Here is a 23,956-nt window from a genome sequence, read left to right as displayed (position 1 = left end):
AGAACTTCTCAATTAATTTCGCCGGAATTTGCGAAATATCAAAATTGTGGGATGTAGTAAGTAGTGACACAGAACAGCACCAACAAGTCTGAGCAATGGAATCTCTTTGCTCAGATTTTCCCTTAGTAATAATAAATGTTTTCAGAATGGATTGTGGATTTCTGACTAATTAGAGGGTTTTGAGTAAGTCAGCGAAACCATATAGACTAATGAAAAGTAAGAGTAAGGCTGTGAGTTGGGTGACTTTGTTTTCTGCTGAGGGAGCGATCGCTTCTCGTACTAAGATAGATATCGACGCGCCAACTACGAAGCTCAAACCCAGTATCAAATAAGGTTTTTCTGGTAAAATTACTGCTATGGCTAACATGGCGATCGCTAGCATCAGCATGACTAACTCTACAAACCGGGGTGGATTGTATTGGCTAGCTAAAATGAAGCTATTTAACCAAAAATTCCAATGTCTTATCATGAGTGCTGAGTGCTGAAATGAAGTCATCAGTGAACAGTTATTAATTATTACTGTTCACTGATGGTGATTACCGGACACCTGTTTTAATTTGACCTGCACCGTTTTTTTGCGAGGAGTTATCTTCTGATAGTTCTACCCCAAAGACTCGGGCAAAGGCTTTTTCTACCTTGTAACCGGAATCAATTGACTCTAGAGGATCTTTCCGCAGACGATGACGCAGACATAGGGTAATTACACGACGAATATCATCAACTGTAACTTCTGTCCTTCCTTCAAATGCTGTTAGGGCTTTGGCGGCGCGGTTGGTAACAATATCACCACGTAAACCGTCTACATCCAGTTCTGAACAGACTTCGGAAATTTTTACCCGCAGGTCATAATCAATTTTTACTTCTGGCAATAGCTTTTGGGCATTGACAATTTTCTGTTGTAGTGCTTGTTGTTCAGATTGGCACCTTTCAAGAAATGTTGGCGGATTTTGGTCAAATTCTGACCTTTGCTCGACGATTTGCACCCGTAAAGCTGGTTCTTTAACGGTGTGGATTTCGGCGTGCATTCCAAAACGGTCAAGTAATTGGGGTCGTAATTCGCCTTCTTCTGGGTTCCCAGAACCGACGAGAACAAAACGGGCTGGATGACGGATGGAAATACCTTCTCGTTCTACGGTGTTCCAGCCACTGGCTGCCGAGTCGAGTAGTACATCTACGAGGTGGTCATCTAAGAGATTGACTTCATCTACGTAGAGAATACCACGGTTTGCTTTAGCCAGAAGTCCTGGTTCAAAGGCTTTCACACCTTCAGATAAGGCTTTTTCAATGTCGATAGTGCCGCATACCCGGTCTTCTGTCGCACCTAAGGGCAGGTCTACCATTTGGACTTTTTTGAATTCTGTGGGAATTTCTGCCCCTTGTCCTGCCTTTTGCCGGACTTCATCGCTCATCAAGTCGGGGTCGCTGGGGTCACTGTTGAAGGGGTCATTGACAACTACTGGGATTTCTGGCAATAGGTCAGCCAGGGCCCGGATAGTCGTCGTTTTACCTGTACCGCGATCGCCCATAATCATTACACCACCGATTTTGGGATCAATCACGTTCAACAGCAGCGCCAGTTTCATTTCTTCCTGGCCTACAATTGCCGTAAATGGAAATACTACGCGACGCGCACTTGCCGTGGCTTGAGCTGTTGGAGTCACTAAATTACCTTAACAATACTTTTCTTATTACAGTCTCTTATTGTGCCATAGATAGGGGGTGGGAAAAGATTAAATATGAAGAGTGCAAAAGCCTAAAATAGAATTCTTTATGACTTACACTGGCGGTACTAGGCTTAAATCCGCCGACGCTGACGTTTATTTTCACCCCTGTACCCTCCAATTTGTTGCCTATCACCTCGTAATGGTAATACCTCGGCTTCGCTACTTTCTCTGGCTACCCGAATTAGCAAAGCTGCATTTATTAAGCTGGCAATCATGGAGTTACCGCCATAACTAAACATGGGTAAGGGTAAGCCTGTAGTGGGTAAAGCACCTGTTGCAACAGCAATATGTAGTAGGGATTGTCCAACCATGAAAATAGTGATACCAATTGCTACCAGTCGATGTATGGGGTTTTTTGCTTTCAGTGCAACTATTAAACCCAGAGTCGCAAATAGAGCTAAAAGTATTAGCAAAACTATACTGCCGACAAAGCCAAATTCTTCAGCGAAGACGGCAAAAATAAAATCGGTGTCTTGAATTGGTAAATAGAATAGCTTCTGTTGCGACATCCCAAATCCAGCACCCCAGGTTTTACCAGAACCGACTGCTAACAGACTTTGAACTAACTGATAGCCATCTCCTGTAGCATCTGCCCAAGGATTGAGGAATGACATCACCCGTCGGCGTTGATATTCTTTGATACTAATACTCAGTATTGCTAACAAGAATCCACCAATCGCTGTTCCTGCTAAATACTTATAAGGTAAGCCACTGGCTAAAGCAATTAGCCAGATAGTCATACCACAGAGTGAGGCTGTACTTAAGTTCGGTTGGGCAAGGATTCCTAAAATTACCAACCCGAAAATACCCAGCCAAGTTAAACGTACTTGCCAGGTCAACCGTTCCCACTGTCCAAATAATCTGGCACTTTGTAATACCAAAAAGGGTTTAATTAGTTCTGAAGGTTGTAGGGGAATCGGGCCAATTGCTATCCAACGGGCTGCATCAAAAGCTTTTTTACCCAATCCAGGAATGAGGGTGACAAAAATTAATACTAAAAATAGTCCTAATAGCCAATGGGAGATACCGAGAATTTTCTGTAAGGGTCGATTGACAATGATGTTAAAACCAATCAGAGAAGCAAAAACCCACAGGATTTGCCGCTTAAAGTAATACAACCCATCACCTTGGCGGACATCAGCTACTACGTAGGAGGCTGAGAATAGCATGACTAACCCGACAAATAACCAGACAAATGTTAACCAGCGCAGCAAACGCGCTTCTAATGCCCAGGTGGAGACGGAATCATCAAAAAATGGAAACAGGCTGCGTAGCTTCACAATTCAGTACAGGTAAAAGTTAGGAATAACACACATAACTTATAACTCATAGTGTGATGCACTGCTGGAATAGTAACATTGATGGTTGTTATCGGTGATATTCGTCACCACAATTACCAATCAGTTGGTACAAATCTTGTGATACTGTCTGTTGGTAGTGCCATTTTTTTGAATTTTGTAGCTTGTTTTCCGTAAGGGATTTTGAATTTTGAATTGTTATTTATTGCCAGCCTTTGTCTGCTTGTTCTAGAACGTAAGCAGCAACATTTTGAATTTCTTGTTCGCTGAGACGGTCTTTGTAGGCTGACATATTATTTTTACCATTGGTAACAATAGATGTAACTGCCTCTAGGGAATCCATTCCATATTTTTTCAATGCTTTCTTTTGTAAGTTTTTTCCCCGTCTGATGATGTTACCACCGTTGATATGACAACCAGCACAGTGAAGGCTAAAGATTTGTCCACCATTGGCTATATCTGCTGCACTTGCAGGTGGAGTGAAAGCACTTGTCAAAAATAAAAGAGTTATTAATACTAATTTAAGAAATTTCTGCACCTAGCTTCTCCTGTAATTATTTGCCTCTTTCTGAAAATATAACTATTGGTTACATACTCATCATCCCATAGATAAGCCATAAGTTATACATTATCTACTGTAGTGTGCATCTTCTAATTTTATGTCTCTAGGAAGTACCTCAGCGATGAGGACTAAACCATAATGTAAATGGAAGAGTATCTGCAAAAATTTTATCCAAATTATCTAAATCACCAGAGTTGAAAATGGCTAGTAATATCAAAGAGCAAATTCAAGCAGACTTACAACAAGCAAAAGCAACTGGACAATTAAAAAGTGAGAGAATTCGAGAAATTGTTAAAGCCGCAGTTGCTCAAGTAGCTTCTGAGTTAAAAGAAGGTTCTAGTGAAATCCGCTCTCTTGTCAAAGATGCAGTTTCTACCGTAATTGAGAATCTGCAAGATAAAGGTACAGAGATTAAAGAAGAAGTTACAGCTTCAATTGAAGGAGCCATTGAAGGAATTAATACTAAAAGACACGAAGCAATAGTTAAAAGTCAGTCAGAATTGCAAAGACTGCAAGCTCAAATTGATGGTGAAGAAGAAAAAATTCAGCAAGAAGTTGATGTAATTTTAGCAGATATTTCTGAAAGCGGTCAGGAAAAAACTGCTAGTACAAAAACTGCTATTGACTCTGCTATTGATGCTATCAAAAATAGTGAAGAAGTTTCGCTATTGCAAAAACGCTATGCCCAATTACAAGCGCAATTATCAATTGTCAGAGCTAATTTAGCCGCTCGCTACGGTGGACGTTCTGAAGAAGTTCAAAATTATCTAGACGAAGCGAAAACCTGGTATGATCAGGCTCGTCCTCAAGCGGAAGCTATAGCTACCCAGGTAGACCAGAAGCGATCGCAAATAGAAGATAAACTGGGTGAGGCTGGTACATCCTTAGCTAGAAAAGAGCGTCAAATTAAACAAACTTTGCGGGAATTACTACTAGCAACAGCTGATTTGTTCAAAGATAAAGAACATCCTGAGCAAGATAAAACAATCGTACACAAATAGTAAATGTCGCGTTTCTCTTTTTAGTAAGAGGGTAGTAGCCTGTAACTAACTTGTTGATAAGTTTGTAGTAAGCACTTTAGTGCTTGAAGATTCGAGGAATAAAGTCTTCACGACGAACGCGTTTAATGAAATATCTTTAATTAATATATCCCTGAATTATCAAACAACTAATTCAGGGATATTTAATTTTGAAGTGATTCTTCAGAGACTATTTATAAAGTAAATCTTAAGTAGGGGAGGCAAAAAGCGGTGTAGATGTTCTTCCCGCTTTATTGCCGTTGTGTTAAGGCTTTAGCCTAACGCAACGCACCATATTATTTAGCGGTGCGTTAGGCGCTTAAGTTATTCTTTTCGTGAGACATCATCTCCAAATGTGCGCCTAACACACCCTACAGTAATTTTATTTTTACTTTATAAATAACCTCTCAAGAAAGACCTACGTTAATGTTATCTATATAAATAAAAAAAATAGGCGGGAATATCCCGACCTATTTAACTAATCTAAAGCTGTGACATCTACCGCCAAATCCTAATAAATACCACCCTCTCTATTAAATTGTTCTTCATGTTTAGCAATGACCCAAACTGCATGAATGCTACCAGGAAGCCAGCCTAAGACTGTTAACAAGATATTAATTAGCAAAGTTGGGCCGACACCGACTGTTAAGAACACTCCTACTGGAGGTAAGAATAGACCAAGAAGAATACGAAGTAATTTCATGGGATTGTTGCTATTTTTCAAAATTTACTTACATTGTCTGGAATCAAGTGAATTCTTAACTCCATCTTAGGCATTATCTAGATGACAATTCACCTTGGGATTGGGAAGGTAATTCAGCTTGAGCTTTGTCACTTCCACTTAAAAGATTCTTCTCAACAAAATAGTTGTTAATGAAAGTACTAGCGAAGGAGAGAACAACTGGCCCCAAAATAAAAGCGAGAATACCGTGAACGCTGAACCCAGGAACCAAAGCTGCTGCTAATGAGAAACAAAGACCGTTAACAATTAAAGAAAATGCGCCAAAGGTTAAAAAGTTAAGTGGTAATGATAGAGTCGAGAGAATTGGTCTAACTGAGCCATTAACTAAGCCAATGACAACAGCAGCAATCATCGCGGCTGGAAAGTTAGCAATGTTGACACCAGGTACTACTAAATCAACAATTAGTAGACTGAGTGCTGTAGCTAGAGCTGTTAAAAATATTCCCAACATTTTTTTACCTAAAATTCAGAGATAAATTATTTGAATCTTGCTATTACTATCTTGAATAATTAACTAATTATCAGCATCTCTTACAAGATAGATTGCTTGTCTACCATCTGGAATATTTAGAAAAAATGGGGATAAATACCAATATGCTTCAATTTGGTTCGTAGTAAGTGCTTTAGCACTTATAAAATACCTGCTATCACGACTAAAGTCCTGACTACAAACTTGTTTACTGTTTGACTACTTTCATCGACAAACTAATCCGCTTCAATTTGGCGTTTACTTCCAGCACTCGGACTTTGACAACTTGTCCCACTTTCACAACTTTCTTCGGGTCATCGACAAATCTATCAGCCAGTTGGGAGATATGCACTAAACCATCTTGATGTACGCCAATATCGACAAATGCACCAAAATTAGCCACGTTGGTGATAATTCCCTCTAGTTCCATTCCTTCTTGCAAGTCGCTGATTTCTTTAATCCCTTCCTTAAAAGTGGCATACTTAAATTCAGCACGGGGGTCTCTTCCTGGTTTTTCTAATTCACTGAGGATGTCACGTAGTGTGGGTTCGCCAACGGTATCGGTGACGTATTTCTTTAAGTCGGCTTTTTTGAGCTTTTCGGCAATTTGCGTGACTTGATTTAAAGGTACACTTAAGTCAGAGGCGATCGCTTCCACTAGGGTATAACTTTCTGGATGCACTGCTGTATTATCCAAAGGGTTATCGCCACCACGAATCCGCAGAAATCCTGCTGCTTGTTCAAATGCTTTCGGCCCCAACTTGGGAACCTTCAAAAGTTGGCGGCGATTTTTAAAGGCTCCATACTGGTTGCGGTAAGCCACAATATTGTTGGCTACGGTTGGTGTAATCCCGGAAACAAAAGTTAAGAGTTCTTTAGAAGCGGTATTTAAGTCTACACCCACATAATTCACGCAACTTTCTACAGTCTCATCTAACTTCTTCTTCAACAACTTCTGATCCACATCGTGCTGATATTGTCCCACACCAATAGATTTAGGATCAATTTTCACCAACTCTGCTAAAGGGTCTTGCAAACGCCGACCGATACTAATTGCACCCCGCACTGTTACATCTAAATCAGGAAACTCTTCAAGTGCGACTTTGCTGGCAGAATATATAGATGCGCCAGACTCATTTACCATTACCTTGATGGGTTTACGGTTTAAAGTTTGTAATACCTGTACTATAAACTCATCCGTTTCGCGGGAAGCTGTCCCATTACCGATAGCAATTAAATCTACTTGATATTTTTCAATGAGATTTTTGATAGTTTGAGCAGCTTTTGTCCGTTGTTCAGCCGCTTGATGGGGAAATACTGCTTGATATTCTAAAAATTTTCCTGTTTGGTCAATAATTGCCACTTTACACCCAGTTCTAAAACCAGGGTCAAGGGCCATAGTTGGTTTCATCCCTGCTGGTGCAGATAATAGCAACTCGCGTAAATTGATTTCAAATGTCTTGATAGATTCAATATCTGCATAAGTTTTCTTCTCAGCAATTACTTCACTGATTAGGGAGTTTTTCATCAAGCGGTTAAAAGCATCTTTCAGCATCGCCTGATAAAAATCCCGAATTAACCTGACTTTTGTCTTGATTTCTTGAGACTCCAGATAAGACAGTAGTAAATCTTCTTCAAAGACCACATCAAACTTTAATATTCCCTCAGTTTCACCCCGACACAACGCCAGCAAATTATGGGGTGCAATATTTTTCACTTTAATTTGATAGTTGCGGTACATCTCAAATTTTGTTGTACCTTCTGGGTAATCATCTTTGATGCGAGAAACAAATAACCCCTCTTCTAAAAGATAATCTCGAATATATGCCCGTAAATCAGCTTTTTCTGCGACTTCTTCCGCTAAGATATCAGATGCACCTTTGAGTGCATCATCGGCGCTTGTTACTTCCTGAGTTTCGGAAACATATTTGGCTGCTTCTTCTGATAATGAGGAGGAAACGGGATTTTTAACGTTGAGAGATTTAATAAAGTCTGCCAGAGGTTGTAATCCTTTCTCTCTAGCGATAGTGGCGCGAGTGCGGCGTTTTGGACGATAAGGTAAGTATAAATCCTCAAGTTCAGTTTTTTGTAAACAAGATATGATTTTCTCTTTTAGGTCATCTGTCAGTTTATTCTGTTCGGCGATCGCTTTTAAAATTACTGACTTTCTTTCTTCAATTTCTGTTAAGTAAGTATACCTATCAGCTAAATCACGCAACTGCACTTCATTCATCTCACCAGTGCGCTCTTTGCGGTATCGTGCAATGAAGGGAACAGTCGCACCTTCCGCTAAAAGTTCCAGCGCGTTCTGCACCTGATAAGGTTTGAGTTCTAGTTCAGTTGCCAGTAGTTGAGGAATGTTCAGCATCGGGTAATTAATGTGGGAAATTTACTCCTAAAGGTACTATGCTAGATTCTCTTTCTAGCAATAGTTGCAAGTATTAAGTTAATTTAATTTACCAAATGATTACGTAATATTGAAATAAATACCGTAATTTTAAGTAACATAATGTAACTCAACTTGCTAATATAAGAAACTACCCGCATTAAAAAAAATTAATTTCGGCTATTTTCAGTGAAAGTTTACGTTTGAGGTTGGAAGGTAAGTAAAAATGCCTATGTTTTTTTTGGTTCCTCTAGTCGCTGGTTTAGCAACCGGCTACATATCCAAAAAATGTCAAGATGAAGTAGCCTATATCATTGGTACATTTACGGTGCTGAGTCTGATGGTGAGCTTAATCCTTGCACCTTGGCAAATACAGGTAATGCTGCTAATGGTGGTATTTGCCAGTACTAATAAGTTTTTGAGAAGAAATTAGCTGTATGAAGGGATAAGAGCAGTATCTTCCAGCTAAACCTAAGTAAAGATGAAATAGCCAAAACTCCTTTAATGGTTGCTTAATTTCTAAAGAATCTCTACCCTTCTGATACTTGATAAATATCCAAGTATTGCTAATTCAAGGAATGAATTGCAAAATTTTTCTCGCTGCGTCTCTGTCTTGAAAATTTCAGAATCTCCTCCGGAGACGCTACGCGAACGGAGGAAGCCTCCGCTCCGACTTTTCGCTGCGCCTCTGCGTGAAAATAATAAAAGGAAACCAAACTCTAGCTTTCGTCTATTTAATTTATGGTTAGTTTAAAAACTCAAATCAAATTTGTGTTACCAAGCTTGGCTTTGAGGTTTTTCATACCATTAATATCAACGGAACACACAATAAAATTAACAGATGTTATTTGATGATAAATGAATTCAAAACTTTAAATTAAACTTTCTCTAGTTGCTCGTCTTTTTTGGAATAACGAGTTTTGAGGAACGCACCAAATCCAGCACCTAAAGCCAGACCACCCATTGTCAGAGGTTCAGGGACAGGTTCAGCTCTTAGACTAATAGCAAAAGTACCCGATCCGAAATCAGTTGCGGTAATAGAACCTCTTGCAACTGTGTTTCCGTCGAATCTCCATATACCTGTTGCACCGTCAACTGTAACAGCAGTACTACCAGCCGTATTGGTAGTAACCAAAAAAGTGGCAGCATCAAGGTCAAAAGTTAATGAACCTGTGGTGGTGTTAAGTGTTCTTATACCAAAATCCAGAAACGAGGTAACAGAACCAGTTGCAAAATTTGCTGTTGCAGTAGGAGTTGCTAATGCAGCTAGAGTTAAATCTTTAATGCTAAGACCACTTGGAGTCAGAGCAGGTAGAAAACTAGAAAATATTGGTGTAGGGGAAACACCATTGATAGCTGTAAAATCCAATACTACTGTGCTTGCATCTGGTGTGAGAATATTCACGTTACCATCAACACCAACGCTACCACTAAGCTGAATAGCGTGTGCAGAAGAAGGAGCAAAAGCTACCAATGCTGCTGTTGTAGCTGCAAATGTTGCTCCAAATACTACAGATTGAAATTGTTTCATAGGGTTCCAATTTATTTCCATGAGATTATTTTGCGAATACTAATACAAGTATCAATTAATCTTTTTATTTAAAAAAGTTATCAATTTTATGATTAACTATTTAATAAATTAATTGAATTATACTAGTAATCTCGATTACAATGATTTCAGAATTACCGTAAATTTACAATACTTACGTGTATAGTTTACAAAATCTTCTTATGAAATACATATTCGATTTACTATTTTTTCATTAAACAATTGATGAATTTATTGTGTCCAAATAATAAACAATAAATTAAAGACTGTTTAATTTACTCATAGATGTCATACTATATCTACAATAAATATATAAAAAACAACCCATGAGCCAACTCACAGGCTGTTTTGAAATTTCACTCAATCGAGTTACTTTTTAGTTAGGCGCTCTTACACCATTCGTCCCAAATGCAGAATAGTCTGCTGTGGGGAATATACTGGCTTGGGCATCCACCTTATAGCTGAATCCTTGGACAGGAACTCTTTGCTTAAAGGTAATACCCAGATCAGGTACAGGTGATGTTCTTGCATTTTTCCCGTAAGCATCTGTATAAACTATGGAATTGGGAGAGTTGCCAAATGCAAGCCCTGAAAAGTGGCTACCGGAATGAACACTTCCTCGGAATGGTGAACGAGGGTCATCCCATGTCACTTTACTCCCCGCAGCTAAAGTTTCTTGACACATTAGCGTCTTAGAAAGAGGATGGCTTGAGTTATAGCAAGCATCTACTGTCCTGCTAATTTTCGTTGAGGAAGAAGCATTATAAAAACGAGAGGGATTTGTAACTGCGAAGTAAAAACTACGTCCGGCAAAATCCGTCAGCCAGAATTCAATATTTCTTCTTATAACCGCCGAAGATTGCTCATCTTGTGTACCCCGCACATAACATTCTGCGGTGGGAATGGCTCGATGAAAACCACCTCTGGGCTGGTTAATAGGGTTTGGTGTGATTCCAGATGTAACTGGAAGTGTACATAGCGGAGCTTGAGACTCTATGAACGATCCAGGCACTCCAAATAAGGCAAAATGTTTTAAGTTGAAAGGTTCATGTCCATCACATTTTCCAGACACAAACATCTCATGTGCTGTGTTTGCTAGTGCATCCGGCGAGTGTGTACCCATGTGCAGTTTTAAACTCACATCACAGGTTGTGGTTTTGCTGGAATCTTGTGCATCGTACATACGCCAGTTATTAGCAACAAGAACCTTATGCCCAAAGTGATCTTCATGTCTATGAAGAGATGGACTAGATGGATTATTAGTTGCTAGTTGCTCATTGACATAACCAAAAGCTGGCATACCCGCAATATTAAATACTTCTGAACTGCGGGGATCATCACCATGCTCATGACCATAAGTACAGTAGGTGTTGGTTTCAGGGTTAAAATCTACTGGTGGATGCCATGTGGGGTATACCTTACCATCTTCGCCCTTAGTCCAATAAGTATCGTGCATCCATTTCGGACATTCCCAAGCTTTACCAGGAGACCACATCCCATAGGATTTACCCAGAATCTCAGAACTTGTTGGTAATAGGTTTAGTGTTCGCACCGGACTACCTGCAATAGGAATAATCGGTGCGCCTTTGTTGACGGAATCAGGTTGGATTTTTTGTATTTCGTCAATTTTTTGCAGGGTATTCCTTGCCCAGAAAGCAAACCAATTAAACCGCATACGGCTGTTAGTCCCTATGAACCGGATGACAAGGTTGTGTTTTCCCTTCGCAAGACTAATACTCAAAGGACATCTAACTGTACGGTAAGTGGACTCAGAACCTGTGCTGTTGATAGTACACTTACCCAATATGGAACCACTAGCCGAGCCAGTACGGACTTCTACAGTGTGAGTTCCAGATGGTAAAGCGACACGTAGCATCAAAGCTTCTACACCACTGCCTAAATCAATGTCGTTATACACTGCATAGTTACCATTGGCAGCATTGATCAGTTCTTGGGACTGTGCGGTATAACCAATAGAAAACGGATTTTCGCTACGCTCCCAATAATCCCCAGAAATAGTTTGTAAACCAACGCGGGACGAAAAGCTGAGAGCGTCTATACGGTGAAATACTGGCCAAGGCGCAAGCGCGCTCGATGGAATAGTCGATATGTTGGTGGCTACTTCATACCTCAGTGGCACATTAACAGGAGTTCGTGCATGACTGATGCCAGAGAAGCTCAACAGTAAGGCGATAGCGGCGTATAAGCAGAATTTGCTAATTTTATTTTTCTTCATATTCCTTTAAAACTAAGTAGCTTTGCTGATTCATCTTTTGAATCAGGCGATCGCAGTCAACTTACTGCTACTACTTCCGCTAATGAGTACTGAGTTACACTTGAGATAATATATTACAAATCGAAGCAACAACCTCAGCATTTCTTTGGATTAAAGGATGTTTAAATATGAGAACTCTTGTAGGAAAATTTACACTGATCAACCTGAAATATTGAATAAATCAGCTTTTTTTCACCAATTGTCCAAAAGAAATATCCTAGCTCTTATCTTGCTTGTAAATAGGATAAATACTGCATCGCTGATTAAGAGATGAAGAAGATAATCTATAGTAATCAAGCAAATACAAGGCTAAACTTATAAAAATGATAATCATTTTTGACAAATATAAGAATAAATTATTTTTTGCTTCTTGATTCCTGCATCACATTATCAGTCAAAAATTTGTCTAAATTTTTAACCAAATACCTTCAACTCATAATATTTGTAGATACAGCTTTTAACTGCACCAATTTTATCAACGGCATTTAAAGGTAAAGTAAAAAAATATACTTAACATTCAAGTAACTTGATGCCTTGGTAAGAATATAAAGATTATCAAGAACAAGTAAGGTCAGTACCTAAGGGAAAGGTAGGCTTTAATGCTGTCAGAGAAGACAGCTAAGAATATCTTCTGAAATTAAATGAAGATTTGATGAAAAAAAATCAATAAATATTGTATTATTTGCACGTTGTATGCAAAGGTATTTACATACAAAAGTTAGTTGTCAAGTGGTGGTAAGTTATCGTAAAAATCACAGTGTGCCATAGCAAAACTACTCATCCGTAAACAGCATCTACGGCAGAAGCAGTTCTTAATGTATTGATAATGACTGAAGGAGGGAAAAGGTCAAGGATTTTACTATTGAAAAAAACTGATTCATTTATTTCAAGAGCTATCTAACATCAGGTCAATAATATATTGATAGCAGCATTAAAAACAAATCAGCTATCTGATTCAGCTAGTCTTTTCGTCAAGCAATAGTTTTTCAAAATTTTATTGATGATTCGCTTCATTCTAGTGTTCCCCAGATTTTATTTGTAACTAGCTGTCTTTTGAATAAGCAATATACTTTACAGACTAAATTTTTGTTCAAAAGCATTTGGTCATATTTTTATGCCAATGTATATGAAAAAATCATGACTACTAAATTAGTATGGGGCTTTGACTGCAATTTCCTACTATTAATGTTTATCTTGCCTCAAGAAAATGCAAGGGTTTAGAAACCATTATGCAAGATAAAATTATCTGTATTTGAAAAATCCTGAAAGTAAAATTCTTATTTTTACTTTTAAAATGAGAATTGTGTAAATTAATTCATGAAATAAAAAGTATGCAAAATATATTAGGCACATCATTAAAAAATGCTGAATTATGGTTATTAGGTATAGGCGGTTCACTAATAGCAATTAATTTGACGATGGTTATAAGAAAAGATGAACCAACAGACCTCTACATTAATGTTTTATTCATGTTTGTGATATATTCATTGCTGAAAGAAAAGAAGCAAAAATTAAATCTGGAAAGTGGTTTTTTTTCCAGCTTAATAGGAGTATTCCTGATATCTTTAATATTTATAATTAGTTTATTACAAATAAATATTGGTATATTATCTTTATTACCCCCATTAATATCTGGTTTTGGCATTGCTTTACTGGCTTCTGGTTATAGGGGGCTAAAACAATACTATAAAGAGTTATCTCTATTAGGTTTTCTCTGTCTACGTAATTTTATCTTCCTACTTCCAGATATATCAATCTTAACTGCTAAATTATCAGGAGCCATTCTTTGGTATACAGGTTTCAAAGTAACTCGTTCTGGAATCATTATTAGTTTGCCAACGGGAAGTATAGAAGTATATTCTGGTTGTGCAGGTTTGGATATAATCATAGATTTATTAAGCTTAGTAGTATTGTTTGTTTTTATGTTTGATATTAAATCACAGCAAAAATTTATATTACCGATAGTAGCTATAATGATAGGATTTATTGTTAATGGATTTAGAGTTGCACTAATGGCTATTTTGGTGGCACAGGGTGATAGGCAAGCATTTGAATATTGGCATGAAGGAGATGGTTCTCTGTTATTTTCTATGATTGCCAGTCTATTCTTATGCCTTTTCTGCTGGTTTCTGCTCAGTAGCAATGAAAAAGAAAGTAAAAATAATACAAATTACTGAAAGTAATGTACTGGAAAGAAACCCGGATTAAATTTTTAGCTTTAATATTTGGTGCAGGAATATTAGTTTTAGGTAAGTCTATTTTCTTTCCTAATACAGATAAACCAAAAATTAATACTTTTGTTTTTCCTCAAGAAGTCCCTTTAGGAGAATGGCAAGCTAGTGTAGCTATACCAGTCAAATCTTTAACAAAGGAGAACCTAGATTCATCAACACAAAAACATTACCGATACTTCAAAAATAATTTGCCTCTAGATATTCAAATGCGTTACTTAGAGAATTTTTATCATGCAGATATCGGTGTATATATTAAACACAATCTAGGCATAGAATCACCTACTGTAGTACGTCAAAAAAAGGAAGTAGGGTACTACGGAGTGGGAATAGATAAACAGACAGCCTATCTCAGTAGTTGTATTAATCCACGAGGAGGTAGTACCTTTACTCATCCACAGTTTAGAAACAATCGCTTTTCTGAAGACATTAACTTAAATCGCATAATGCCCATCTTAATGGGACAGGAAGCACTTTTAGACAAACGCTGTTTGTGGGTACATTTATCTATTCCCTTAGGGAATTCTTCCCCAGAAGAAGCCTACCAATTATTAGAGAAAGCTTGGTTTTCCTGGTATCAATGGTGGCAACCGCGCTTTCCTAAACTTTGAATTTTAATAACCTGTACTTTTTGTAATTACCTGAAACTTATGGCTGAAACTGACATCCGTGAATCTAACACCCGCGAATCGGACACCCGTGAATTTGTTGAATTAGAATTTACCAAATTAAGTAAATTAGTAGGGTCTATACAGCCTCTACTTGAATTAATTAATCTTTGGCGAATACTTGGCTACGGGATGTTATTTTTGGCACTACTAGACATAATTGAAATGTTTGTGCCACCAAACTTCATGAATCCTAGTTGGGAATTTCAAACAATGGGAAGGTTAGTAAACCAAGTAGGTGTCCCGTTAATTGCTACATTATTTGTATTTTCAGGTAAGTTAACAAAACGATCTAAATGGGAACTACCTGTCTTAGCTTTATTATCTCGCTTAACTTTGTTAGTAGCACTGTTGTACATACTACTAATTCCTTTAGGAGTATTTAACACAGTGCGTCTGTATAATACTAATCTTGAGCAAATCAAGACTGGCTACGAACAAAGACTATCTCAAGCCAATCAAGTTGAACAGCAGTTGAATAAAACCTCGCCAGTAGAGATAGATAATTTAATCAAGAGCCAGGGTGGTTCATTAAACGGTCGAAATGCTGAAGATGTAAAAAATCAAATAATTTCCCAACTAACACAAGCCAAGCAGCAACTCAAAACTCAGAAGGAAACAAATCAGTCTTCTGTAACCGTGAATTTACTAAAAAATTCGGTGAAATGGAATTTAGGAGCTTTAGTATCTGCTGCTTTGTTTATTACTATTTGGAAGGAAACACGCTGGGCTAGAAAAAAAGCAGGATAGTTTGTAATTACTAGTTAAAAAAACTACACAAATGAAACCCGCGTAAGCGGGTTTCATATTTATTGAATATGTTGAGATTGTAAATGATGTACAGAGATAAGTTAAAATTCAGTTCCGGTATAACCTGTAACTATCCAGAGAAGAGAGCGAACAATATCACGAACAATTCGTAGGATAGATTCTAATTCGGTCTTCTTGGATGCTATGGAGACAGGAGTAAAGGCAATACCCCGACTACCAAGGACTATTGTAGCGATCGCCTTGGCTCTAGGCATATGAAAATCGGAAGTAATTAGAAAGATATGTTGTATCTGCTGTTGCTGGAAAATGTCTACTAAGGTGGTGAAATTAGTAACTGTATCCGTAGCACTGTAGTCAAGATGAAGACGATGATCAGCGATACCTGCGGCACGAAAAATTTCTCGTGCTTTGTGGGGAGGGGTACCAGAAGAAACCCAGATTTTCATATCTGGATAATATTGGGCAAAGAATGCAGTAAATTCTTCTCGGCTGGAACCGCCACCAAGAGTTAGAATAGCCTGGGGTAGAGGAGTTTGGTAATAAGCGATCGCTAATTTTACAGGAATAGTCAGTAGGAAAGCAAGAATAAAACCCGCTAATAACATCCAAATTTTTTTGAGTCGGTATGGTGGCAATTTCATAGCTAGACTAAACGCTTGGATGATGTCTGCCAGGTTAGTCTATTCCAGGTTATTTTGCAATTTTTCCAACTCAATTAAACGAATTGATAATAACACTTCGGCTAGCATTCGCTGGAAAGCATAGTACCAACCAGGCCAGCCGTCCCAAATTCCGCCTTTGAGAATCAGACAATAAAAGAAGATTATCAAAGGTGCTAGAACTTTTTGTTTGCGAATGCGATCGCCTAAACTCAGTTCACTGACAGGAGTTTCTAGTAACTTTTTGCCTTCAATCACCATATAGCGATCCTGCGCCCATAACCAACGACTCAAGGGCTTGCGATCGTCATGATGGATATAGTTGGAAAGTATGCCACACTTACCAGTTAGTTGCAAAAGTTGAGTGTGTCCATCATCTATATAAATAGCTTTATCTTTGCGGAATAAAACTTGGCGGGGGGGAAGTATTGTACCTCTCAATGGTTTACCAACAATGCAATACTGAAATCTGGCAGCATAGCCATTCACTGCCCCATTTACGGGTAAGGTAGCAATTTCAGCAATTAGTTCATCCGTCATGATGTAATCGGCATCTAAGGAAAGTACCCATGCGGATTTAACTTGCTCTAATCCAAAGTTCCACTGTTGAGTATGAGTATCAAATTTTCGTTGAAAAACTTTAACTTGTGGAAAAACCGATAATATTTCTAAGGTTTCGTCTGTACTATAACTATCAATAACTATGATTGTCTTAGCCCAAGTTAGATGTTGGAGAGTGCGCTCAATATTTGGAGCTTCGTTATATGTAAGTATGAGAGGGGTGACTTCTTCTAGCATTTCTCAATAAATTTAAATAATTTTCGTGTTGGAAATAGAGCGACATAACACGATTTAGATTTTTAAGGCTGAAAAATCTGTCTAACAACTTAATAGGTTTACTATTTAATTAATTTGTTTAGGCTCTGATTAAATTGTTTAATATATTTGTATATACATTTTTATGGTTAAGAAATCTTTAAAATCTAATTTAGATTGATATTGTTCATTGTTTTTATTGATTTACAATATCAATTTGCTAAGTTTTGATAGTACTAGTATAAACTGATATCAGGTTGGATGCAATACAATCCCATGTATAATTTTCGGATATAAATTTCCGGGCGTGGTTGCCCATCTGTTTGACTTTGAGTGGATGTTCTAAAGCTTCTTGGATACAACCAGCGATCGCAGGTATATCAAACTCGGCAACATAACCAATATTTTGCTGTGTTACCATTTTAGCTAAAGCAACACCAGGAGTAATTAAAACAGGAAGACCAACAGATAAAGCCTCCAAGACCGCTACTCCAAAGTTTTCCGAGTAAGAAGTGAGGGCAAATAAATCAGCACCTTGTAGTAATAAATCTTTAACTTCTCCTTGAACAAATCCTGTAAATTGGGTGCGGTTCTCAATATTATTAGCAGCAAGAAGAGATTTTATTTCTCTTTCATAATTTGCTTCTCCACTACCTGCTAAAACGAAGGTAAAGCGATAATCAGATAGTTTACCTAAGGCTGGAATCAGGTAATCTAAGCCTTTTTTAGGATGGAGGCGAGATAAAAATAAAATGATTGGTTCATCCTCTGGTAAATTTAAATATTTTCGCAAACCCTGACGAGCATTAGGCATGATATTAGGAACATCAATACCATGAGGTATCACAAAACTTGGTGAACTTAGTTTTAATTGTGAAGCTTCTTGTTGTTCTTGCTCGGAAGTAAAATGTATCGATTTACTAGAATTTAAATTGGCTTTTTCTATGAGTTGGAGATATATTTGCTTTTTATAATAACTTTGCTGTAGTGACCATTCACACAGTTGTCCCAAAGGGCGAACAATGTAAGGTACTTTTTGGAGGCGAGCGATCGCCATTGCGATTGTAGAAGGATAAGAAAAAATAGCATGAATGTGGAGTAAATCATACTTGCAGACATTGTGCCATAACCATATAGTTAGCTCTTTAGAAAAGGCAAATTCTCTGATAGAGCTAACTTGAGGGGAAAAGCGCCTAAAAAACTGTACTGGTACTTGCTTGTAATCAATCAATTTACCAATAGGTACATCAAGCAAATCATCCCCATTATCATTAGTGGTAGCAATTTCAGCTTTAATTCCTGCATTTGTTAGTGCCTTAACTGCTTCGATTACTGCCTGGCTAGGCCCACCTCTTACTGATGCTATGGAAGGGATAATATGTAGAATTTTCATATTGACTTAAATCTATTAAATATATGTAAATATAATAATTATTAAAGATAATTTATAGATAAACATTATTTTAATTTATTGTGAGTAATAATCGTGATACATAAAGAATAAGTTCTAGGAAATATATTGTTGTAAGTAATAACCAATGCTTTTTTGAAAGCGGTCAAAACCAAATCTACTAATAACCTGACTTCTCAATTCTTCCGGTTGATACATTAGAGAGTGAGGATATTTACCCTGTAAGATTTGGATGATAGTTTGAGCGATCGCTTCTATATCATCTGGGTCAACAAGTGCGCCTAATTCACCTTGGCAAAGGGCATCAACAGCCCCATCTTTATTACCTCCTAGCGTAGGTTTCCCACAAGCCAGTGCTTCTAGGTGAACAATACCAAATCCTTCACCTTTACTAGGCATGGCAAAAAGATCACAGAGGTTATAGTAATCTTGCAGTTTTTCATCAGGAATGTAGCCAGCTAGTGTTACACAGTCTTGGAGTTGCAGTTGGGATATTAATTGCTCAATTCTAGGTCGGTCATTTCCCTCACCTACCAAAACATAATGTACATCAGGAATAGTTTGACGAATTTGAGGTAAAGCCTGCAAAATTTTGTCATAGCCTTTACACCTCTGCGGTGATTGAGAAAGACGAGTAACGGTGAGAATAATTGGCTGTTGAGGATTTAAGCCATATTTTTTGAGAAGATGTTCTGGCTTGGGTGCAATTTGAAAATTATCAGCATTAAAGGTATTGGGTAGGACTATAACTTGATCTGGCTTGAGGTTTTGTTCTTGCAAGAGGCGATCGCGGGTGTAATTACTAACCGCTAAAATCAGATCAGCATTCTTGAGAGCTTGTTTGATTGAGGGATTTTGAATATTCCAAGCATCAATTCCATGCGCTGCAACCCAGTAGGGTATACCAATTAACTGTTTTAACAGATAAGCTGTAACACTAAAATTGGGATGGGTGGAAAATATTAAGTCGGGACGTTGCCAAAGACCAAGACCCATCATTTGAGATGCAAGGGCTGGAGTCCTTAATGGTAAAGGCCAATGACCAGTTATGTGAAAACACAAATTAGCCGATTTAGATGGCACATCTGTATCATGTTTAATGACAACATTGTAAGCACAATCAGGGTAAAGACTTTGAAACGCCTCTAAACACAAAGAAGAATATCTTTGGATTCCACCTGTTGAGTTAAATAGGGCTGGAAACCAAAGATGAAAATGGTATTTATTTTTCCGAAAGATAGGTTTAATCACTTTATTTTTATATCTAGCAAAAAATCAAGGCTGGGAAACTTGCTTAGGAGGTTTTTGTTTACCTAGTTCTACTTTGTAATCATCGAATTTGATGGATGAAATTGTATAATCAAGTGCCTGTTTTAGACCCTGAGTTGCTTGAGTATAATTGTACTGAGAAATGATTTTTTTCCCTGCTTCCCCCCAGCGCTGCAAACGCGAGCGATCCGCAAATGCTTCTTGTAGACTATGAGCTAAAGCTGACACATCACCAGCCGGAAATACAAGCCCATTTTGTTGATGATCAATCAAATCTTGAGCGCAACCTACATGACTGCTAACTACTACTGGACGAGATAAGCACATTGCTTCGTTAATTGCTAGTCCCCAGGTTTCTGAAGCACCATAACTGGGTAACACAAATAAATCAGCAATTGCATAGGTGCGAGGCATTAAGCTTTGATTTTGAAAAGGTGCAAAGTAAATATTTGTCTGTTGCGCTGCTGCGGTTTTTAATTGCGCCTCTAAAGTACCTGCACCGACAAATAGTAGAGAAACTTGAGATAGGTTTGCACTCAAAAAAGCTTGTAGCAAATCCAAAGGACGTTTCTTGGCTTCAAACTTCCCAGCAAATAGAATCACTGCATGATCAGATGGGATACCCAATTCCTGCTTCCAGATTGTTGCTTGCTGTTTAGCATGATCAGCTTGAGCAAAAAAGCGATCGTTATCTACTGCATGGGGAGAAAAAAATAGATTATTACTTGATACACCATGATATTTAAAATATTCATAATTGGCTTTTCCTACATACAGACAAGCTGCAAAACGCCGATAAATTTGAGTAATAAATTGCTGACGCGCCCAGGCTTTTATTCCACTAGGTTTGATGAGGCGATGAGAATCACCTCTAAATAGTAAAGGTATCTTACGAGAGTTCCATTTCCACAAAAAGTTATATATGCTGGCGTAGTTATAGTTCATCAACAACACCGCATGAGGATTATACTTTTTTACTTGAGAGATTAAAGATGGATTTTGTAATCCCCAAAAGTGACGCACTCCTGGTTTTAAACTAACATTTGGGACAAACTCATATTCATATCCATCTAATAGAGGTATATCCCACTGTACGACTTGTTGGAATCCAGCATCAAGCTTCTGTGTGACACCAAAATCCCATAAATAAAATACTTTAATTTCTAAATCACTATCATTGTTAATATGACGAAACCAAGGTGCATAGTATTGTATTGGATGAGATGTAATAATTGCCAGTTTAGTTTTATTCATATATTTAAGCCATTTTGCCTCTTGGGAAACTATAATTAGGCGGTCGCTGTTTCTTCATGAGGAAAAACGCTATACCAACCAGAATGATACTTGACTGGTATAAAGCTGCCACATATACTCCAGCCGAAAATTCAGATTGGAAAGCAAAGGACATCATGATGACAGCAAATAAAGATTGAACTGAGAGAATTGGTGCATTAATACTCCAACGAGATACCTTACCATAAATTGCCCCTAATACTATTGCTAATCCTCCACAACCTATTAATCCAAAATTTGCATAAGATTCAGCTAGTAAACCCCAACCAATAGTTGTTTTTAGAGTTTGCTCTCTTGTTTGCCGCTTGTAGTGTATGTTTAATAAACTTGTACCTTCGTGAGACCAAATTTTATTAGAGTTGAAGATGCGAGGAACAAGCAGTTCTGGAATTATTGCATATGTTTCTCCATACATATATGGTATGGGGTCAGGACTTTTGGTTTGAGCTAAAAGCAGCATTTGAATTACACTGGCTCGCTCGAGAAATGATTCTTTTTTTTCTTTTTTAGTGGGTGAGTTATCTCCTTGATTATTCTTATTAAAATAATCTACTGAATAACCTATCCATTCAGCATATCTAGTAGGATATTCCCAAGGTTGAAGATAATAATCTGTAGTATCCCAATATTTAGCTCTCATTGATCCCTTACCGTAGTGCAGTAAAGAAACACAGACAAGAACTATTACAATTGGGATTATAGGTACTTTTTTACTGGAAATTGTAAAAGCAATTACTGCAAGTAAAAATGAACTAGAGGCACCCACAAGTAAATAGCCTAATGAATTTGTTATCATATAGGTAAATACTAATATGATAAATAGAGTACCTTGTATTTTTGTTAATTCTTTATTACCTAACTGATAAGAAAGTACAAAAGTAGCCAGCGCGTTTAAGCCCAAAACAGTAGCACGCACTGCGGTAAATAACCCTCCCGTTAAAATAGATAGCCAACCCCACTTTCCATAAATAGACACATTAAAAAAAACACCCGCTATTAAAATAAAAAAGAAGAACGCATTACTTTTTTGGTTAGTTAAAGCTCGATAATACTTAGGTATTCTAGGAACAGATTTTACAAAAGAAAACCATACTGAAGTTCCAAGAATGAGAAATCCAGCTACAGTTAGACTGGCAAATAATTGACTTTCTAGAGAGTAAGTTAAAACAGTGGGATGATGAGTTACGAGAGGTAAGCCATAAGTCCAAATATGAGTGAGTGCAAAAAAGGGAAAAATAGGCATTCCCTTAGCACGACCTGAACACCAAAGATAATTAGGCCACAAGGCAGCGACGGTGACAGCAACAGCCCCCAATTTACTTAAAAATGGAGTATCTTTCACCAAGAAAAGTTCATAGAAAACCAATCCCAATGCGATGAACCAAAATACCCTCAATAGTTGTTTCTGTTCTTTTTTTGGCAGAGAAGGCAAGTATGCCCATAGTTGAGGAGTTGAATTGGCGAACTGGTTCATAATGATTATTTTATCTGGCAGTAGTCAGGCACCGATCAAAAACGGCACATTGTTTTTGAGTCATTTCCCTAGCTGTATAGGGTCGGAACGCTAACCAATCAGTGTTTGGTTGGAACCCTTTATCTGTAGATAGTAACCAATTGAGTTGAGTAATAACTGGTGATATCAAATCTCTTGGCTGTTGTTTTGAAGTAAATGTTATGGCTTGACCTGCTTGGCTGCGGCGTAAAATATCAACTACAGAGCTTTGGTGATGGAATATTGCTAAGATGGGTTTGCGGGCTAAAATGCAGGGATAAAGTTTGGAAGCTGTATAATCAGGATCATCAGAGCCAATAAGTAAAATAGCATCGCTATCTACAAGAACTTGTAGTGCTTCAAAATACGGAATGCGATGGGGATGTTCAGTTACTAAGTCTGCAATACCTAGTTCTTGAGCTATCGGCTCTATTGTTTTAACAGCCAGATTACCAGGAGCATAGCTAGTACCAACAAAGTGCAACTGCATCGACTGCCAAATTTCTGGGTGATGGCGACGGTGTGACTGAATACCTAAAAATAAAGACCGCACAGCTAGGGCCATATCATTTCCCCCCCGACCAACATATACCCAATGACGCTTACCATCATTGGGGTTAAAGATATTCTGCTGAATATTCAGACTAGAAAGTGCTGTAAAGTCAGGTTCTGGAGCGCCAAAAGGTAAAACGGTAAACTGTTCTGATTGTAAATATGGATAACGCTGTTGTAAGGTTTTTGGATATGCTGGTGAAACACTAATTACATGAGCAACTTTACTTAAGGCCTTTGGTTCTAGTAGTTTTGCCTGGAGTTGAGCAAATCCATATTTAAAGCGTCCACCGGGTGGCAAAGTCCCTGCTTGTTTGTAATAGTCACTTAGCCAAGGGTCTTGAAAGTCCAGGACATAAGGTGTTCTAAAACGTTGATACCATATACTACCCAGCCACATAGTGAGAAATACAGTTGTGGAAAAATAGATTAAATCAAATTTTTCTTGACGAAGTAGGCGATCGCCTGCTTTAAGTAAATAGGGTAAACATCGCAAACCCAAATTACTCATCCCAATACGCCGAGTTTGTTGCACAGATAATGCTTTGGTGTGTGTAATTGGGATGTGAGGGGGAATTGTTTTGACCAGTGTGGGGTCTTGAACGCCTTCAATATAATTTGGCAACACCGTCAGAATGTGTGGTTCCCAGCCAAATTCTTCCATGTAGGGTAGAGACATTCGTACCCTTTGATGATCGGCAGCATTAATTGGTGGAAAGTGGGGGCTGATGATTAAAACTTTATGATTCAACTTTGAACACCCTACACCT

The 23,956-nt window shown here is 38.0% G+C and carries 21 protein-coding genes; 5 read left to right on the top strand and 16 right to left on the bottom strand.

What is annotated here, in order from left to right:
* Positions 1-169: 169 nt before the first annotated feature.
* The 4 genes from H6G18_RS15220 to petJ all read right to left on the bottom strand — a co-directional run bounded on the left by H6G18_RS15220 (position 170) and on the right by petJ (position 3,560).
* Positions 170-466 (bottom strand): hypothetical protein, encoded by a 297-nt coding sequence (locus tag H6G18_RS15220; protein WP_190407956.1) that lies wholly within the window; start codon positions 464-466, stop codon positions 170-172.
* A 70-nt stretch (positions 467-536) separates the two neighbouring features.
* Entirely contained in the window at positions 537-1,661 is a 1,125-nt protein-coding gene (gene bchI, locus H6G18_RS15215) for a magnesium chelatase ATPase subunit I (protein ID WP_190407939.1), read from the bottom strand.
* Positions 1,662-1,795: 134 nt separating this feature from the next.
* Positions 1,796-3,004 (bottom strand): FtsW/RodA/SpoVE family cell cycle protein, encoded by a 1,209-nt coding sequence (locus tag H6G18_RS15210; protein ID WP_190407938.1) that lies wholly within the window; start codon positions 3,002-3,004, stop codon positions 1,796-1,798.
* A 220-nt stretch (positions 3,005-3,224) separates the two neighbouring features.
* Positions 3,225-3,560 carry a cytochrome c6 PetJ gene (gene petJ, locus H6G18_RS15205; protein WP_190407937.1) on the bottom strand — a complete coding sequence of 112 codons (336 nt, stop codon included), beginning with the start codon at positions 3,558-3,560 and terminating at the stop codon, positions 3,225-3,227.
* A gap of 224 nt (positions 3,561-3,784) precedes the next feature.
* Here petJ and H6G18_RS15200 point away from each other — a divergent pair, with 224 nt between their 5' ends.
* On the top strand, positions 3,785-4,585 hold the full coding sequence (locus tag H6G18_RS15200; RefSeq protein WP_190407936.1) for a histidine kinase: 801 nt from the start codon (positions 3,785-3,787) through the stop codon (positions 4,583-4,585).
* Between the two features lie 529 nt (positions 4,586-5,114).
* On the opposite strand, the gene H6G18_RS15195 is transcribed toward H6G18_RS15200, so the two are convergent.
* The 3 genes from H6G18_RS15195 to H6G18_RS15185 form a co-directional block, all read right to left on the bottom strand.
* Positions 5,115-5,306: a YqaE/Pmp3 family membrane protein gene (locus H6G18_RS15195; protein WP_190407935.1), complete on the bottom strand. Its 192-nt coding sequence runs from the start codon at positions 5,304-5,306 to the stop codon at positions 5,115-5,117.
* A gap of 73 nt (positions 5,307-5,379) precedes the next feature.
* Entirely contained in the window at positions 5,380-5,796 is a 417-nt protein-coding gene (locus H6G18_RS15190; protein WP_190407934.1) for a phage holin family protein, read from the bottom strand.
* Between the two features lie 226 nt (positions 5,797-6,022).
* Positions 6,023-8,182, bottom strand: a complete 2,160-nt coding sequence (locus H6G18_RS15185; RefSeq protein ID WP_190407933.1) for a Tex family protein — start codon at positions 8,180-8,182, stop codon at positions 6,023-6,025.
* A gap of 244 nt (positions 8,183-8,426) precedes the next feature.
* Between H6G18_RS15185 and H6G18_RS15180 the strand changes: the two genes are divergently transcribed.
* Positions 8,427-8,633 carry a hypothetical protein gene (locus tag H6G18_RS15180; protein WP_190407932.1) on the top strand — a complete coding sequence of 69 codons (207 nt, stop codon included), beginning with the start codon at positions 8,427-8,429 and terminating at the stop codon, positions 8,631-8,633.
* Between the two features lie 444 nt (positions 8,634-9,077).
* Here H6G18_RS15180 and H6G18_RS15175 read toward each other — a convergent pair whose 3' ends face one another.
* Both H6G18_RS15175 and H6G18_RS15170 read right to left on the bottom strand, forming a co-directional pair.
* Entirely contained in the window at positions 9,078-9,731 is a 654-nt protein-coding gene (locus H6G18_RS15175) for a PEP-CTERM sorting domain-containing protein (protein ID WP_190407931.1), read from the bottom strand.
* A gap of 394 nt (positions 9,732-10,125) precedes the next feature.
* The gene (locus tag H6G18_RS15170) at positions 10,126-11,985 is read right to left on the bottom strand and encodes a carbohydrate-binding protein (RefSeq protein ID WP_190407930.1); all 1,860 of its coding nucleotides are present in this window, start codon (positions 11,983-11,985) and stop codon (positions 10,126-10,128) included.
* Between the two features lie 1,370 nt (positions 11,986-13,355).
* Here H6G18_RS15170 and crtA point away from each other — a divergent pair.
* From crtA to hpsJ-A, 3 genes are read left to right on the top strand one after another with little or no spacing between them, the layout of a single operon-like run.
* Positions 13,356-14,201 (top strand): cyanoexosortase A, encoded by an 846-nt coding sequence (gene crtA, locus H6G18_RS15165; RefSeq protein ID WP_190407929.1) that lies wholly within the window; start codon positions 13,356-13,358, stop codon positions 14,199-14,201.
* A gap of 5 nt (positions 14,202-14,206) precedes the next feature.
* Positions 14,207-14,866 carry a cyanoexosortase A system-associated protein gene (locus H6G18_RS15160; RefSeq protein WP_190407928.1) on the top strand — a complete coding sequence of 220 codons (660 nt, stop codon included), beginning with the start codon at positions 14,207-14,209 and terminating at the stop codon, positions 14,864-14,866.
* 39 nt (positions 14,867-14,905) lie between these two features.
* Complete coding sequence (gene hpsJ-A, locus H6G18_RS15155; protein WP_190407927.1) at positions 14,906-15,673, top strand: HpsJ-like protein, cyanoexosortase A-associated; 768 nt, start codon at positions 14,906-14,908, stop codon at positions 15,671-15,673.
* Positions 15,674-15,774: 101 nt separating this feature from the next.
* On the opposite strand, the gene H6G18_RS15150 is transcribed toward hpsJ-A, so the two are convergent.
* The 7 genes from H6G18_RS15150 to H6G18_RS15120 form a co-directional block, all read right to left on the bottom strand.
* The gene (locus tag H6G18_RS15150) at positions 15,775-16,335 is read right to left on the bottom strand and encodes a YdcF family protein (protein ID WP_190407926.1); all 561 of its coding nucleotides are present in this window, start codon (positions 16,333-16,335) and stop codon (positions 15,775-15,777) included.
* A 39-nt stretch (positions 16,336-16,374) separates the two neighbouring features.
* Positions 16,375-17,151 (bottom strand): glycosyltransferase family 2 protein, encoded by a 777-nt coding sequence (locus tag H6G18_RS15145; RefSeq protein ID WP_190407925.1) that lies wholly within the window; start codon positions 17,149-17,151, stop codon positions 16,375-16,377.
* Between the two features lie 238 nt (positions 17,152-17,389).
* Positions 17,390-18,562, bottom strand: coding sequence for a glycosyltransferase (locus H6G18_RS15140; protein ID WP_190407924.1), 1,173 nt, complete (start codon positions 18,560-18,562; stop codon positions 17,390-17,392).
* A 114-nt stretch (positions 18,563-18,676) separates the two neighbouring features.
* The gene (locus tag H6G18_RS15135; protein ID WP_190407923.1) at positions 18,677-19,831 is read right to left on the bottom strand and encodes a glycosyltransferase; all 1,155 of its coding nucleotides are present in this window, start codon (positions 19,829-19,831) and stop codon (positions 18,677-18,679) included.
* A gap of 24 nt (positions 19,832-19,855) precedes the next feature.
* A complete protein-coding gene (locus H6G18_RS15130; protein ID WP_190407922.1) occupies positions 19,856-21,103 on the bottom strand; it encodes a glycosyltransferase family 4 protein in 1,248 nt (415 codons plus the stop codon).
* A 4-nt stretch (positions 21,104-21,107) separates the two neighbouring features.
* The gene (wzy, locus tag H6G18_RS15125) at positions 21,108-22,616 is read right to left on the bottom strand and encodes an O-antigen polysaccharide polymerase Wzy (protein ID WP_190407921.1); all 1,509 of its coding nucleotides are present in this window, start codon (positions 22,614-22,616) and stop codon (positions 21,108-21,110) included.
* Positions 22,617-22,626: 10 nt separating this feature from the next.
* Positions 22,627-23,937 carry a glycosyltransferase gene (locus tag H6G18_RS15120; protein ID WP_190407920.1) on the bottom strand — a complete coding sequence of 437 codons (1,311 nt, stop codon included), beginning with the start codon at positions 23,935-23,937 and terminating at the stop codon, positions 22,627-22,629.
* Positions 23,938-23,956: the final 19 nt, after the last annotated feature.

Origin of the sequence: Anabaena subtropica FACHB-260, from assembly GCF_014697105.1 — a bacterium.
Classification (GTDB): Bacteria; Cyanobacteriota; Cyanobacteriia; order Cyanobacteriales; family Nostocaceae; genus Trichormus; species Trichormus subtropicus.
The sequence above is the reverse complement of the archived record's forward strand: the minus strand, read 5'-3'. Positions and strand labels throughout refer to the sequence as shown.

Excerpts from the sequence above, each read along its gene's own strand:
- H6G18_RS15200 (WP_190407936.1), top strand. The coding sequence starts at position 3,785 with ATGGCTAGTAATATCAAAGAGCAAATTCAAGCAGACTTACAACAAGCA.
- H6G18_RS15195 (WP_190407935.1), bottom strand. The coding sequence starts at position 5,306 with ATGAAATTACTTCGTATTCTTCTTGGTCTATTCTTACCTCCAGTAGGA.
- H6G18_RS15190 (WP_190407934.1), bottom strand. The coding sequence starts at position 5,796 with ATGTTGGGAATATTTTTAACAGCTCTAGCTACAGCACTCAGTCTACTA.
- H6G18_RS15185 (WP_190407933.1), bottom strand. The coding sequence starts at position 8,182 with ATGCTGAACATTCCTCAACTACTGGCAACTGAACTAGAACTCAAACCT.
- H6G18_RS15180 (WP_190407932.1), top strand. The coding sequence starts at position 8,427 with ATGCCTATGTTTTTTTTGGTTCCTCTAGTCGCTGGTTTAGCAACCGGC.
- H6G18_RS15175 (WP_190407931.1), bottom strand. The coding sequence starts at position 9,731 with ATGAAACAATTTCAATCTGTAGTATTTGGAGCAACATTTGCAGCTACA.
- H6G18_RS15170 (WP_190407930.1), bottom strand. The coding sequence starts at position 11,985 with ATGAAGAAAAATAAAATTAGCAAATTCTGCTTATACGCCGCTATCGCC.
- crtA (WP_190407929.1), top strand. The coding sequence starts at position 13,356 with ATGCAAAATATATTAGGCACATCATTAAAAAATGCTGAATTATGGTTA.
- H6G18_RS15160 (WP_190407928.1), top strand. The coding sequence starts at position 14,207 with ATGTACTGGAAAGAAACCCGGATTAAATTTTTAGCTTTAATATTTGGT.
- hpsJ-A (WP_190407927.1), top strand. The coding sequence starts at position 14,906 with ATGGCTGAAACTGACATCCGTGAATCTAACACCCGCGAATCGGACACC.
- H6G18_RS15150 (WP_190407926.1), bottom strand. The coding sequence starts at position 16,335 with ATGAAATTGCCACCATACCGACTCAAAAAAATTTGGATGTTATTAGCG.
- H6G18_RS15145 (WP_190407925.1), bottom strand. The coding sequence starts at position 17,151 with ATGCTAGAAGAAGTCACCCCTCTCATACTTACATATAACGAAGCTCCA.
- H6G18_RS15140 (WP_190407924.1), bottom strand. The coding sequence starts at position 18,562 with ATGAAAATTCTACATATTATCCCTTCCATAGCATCAGTAAGAGGTGGG.
- H6G18_RS15130 (WP_190407922.1), bottom strand. The coding sequence starts at position 21,103 with ATGAATAAAACTAAACTGGCAATTATTACATCTCATCCAATACAATAC.
- wzy (WP_190407921.1), bottom strand. The coding sequence starts at position 22,616 with ATGAACCAGTTCGCCAATTCAACTCCTCAACTATGGGCATACTTGCCT.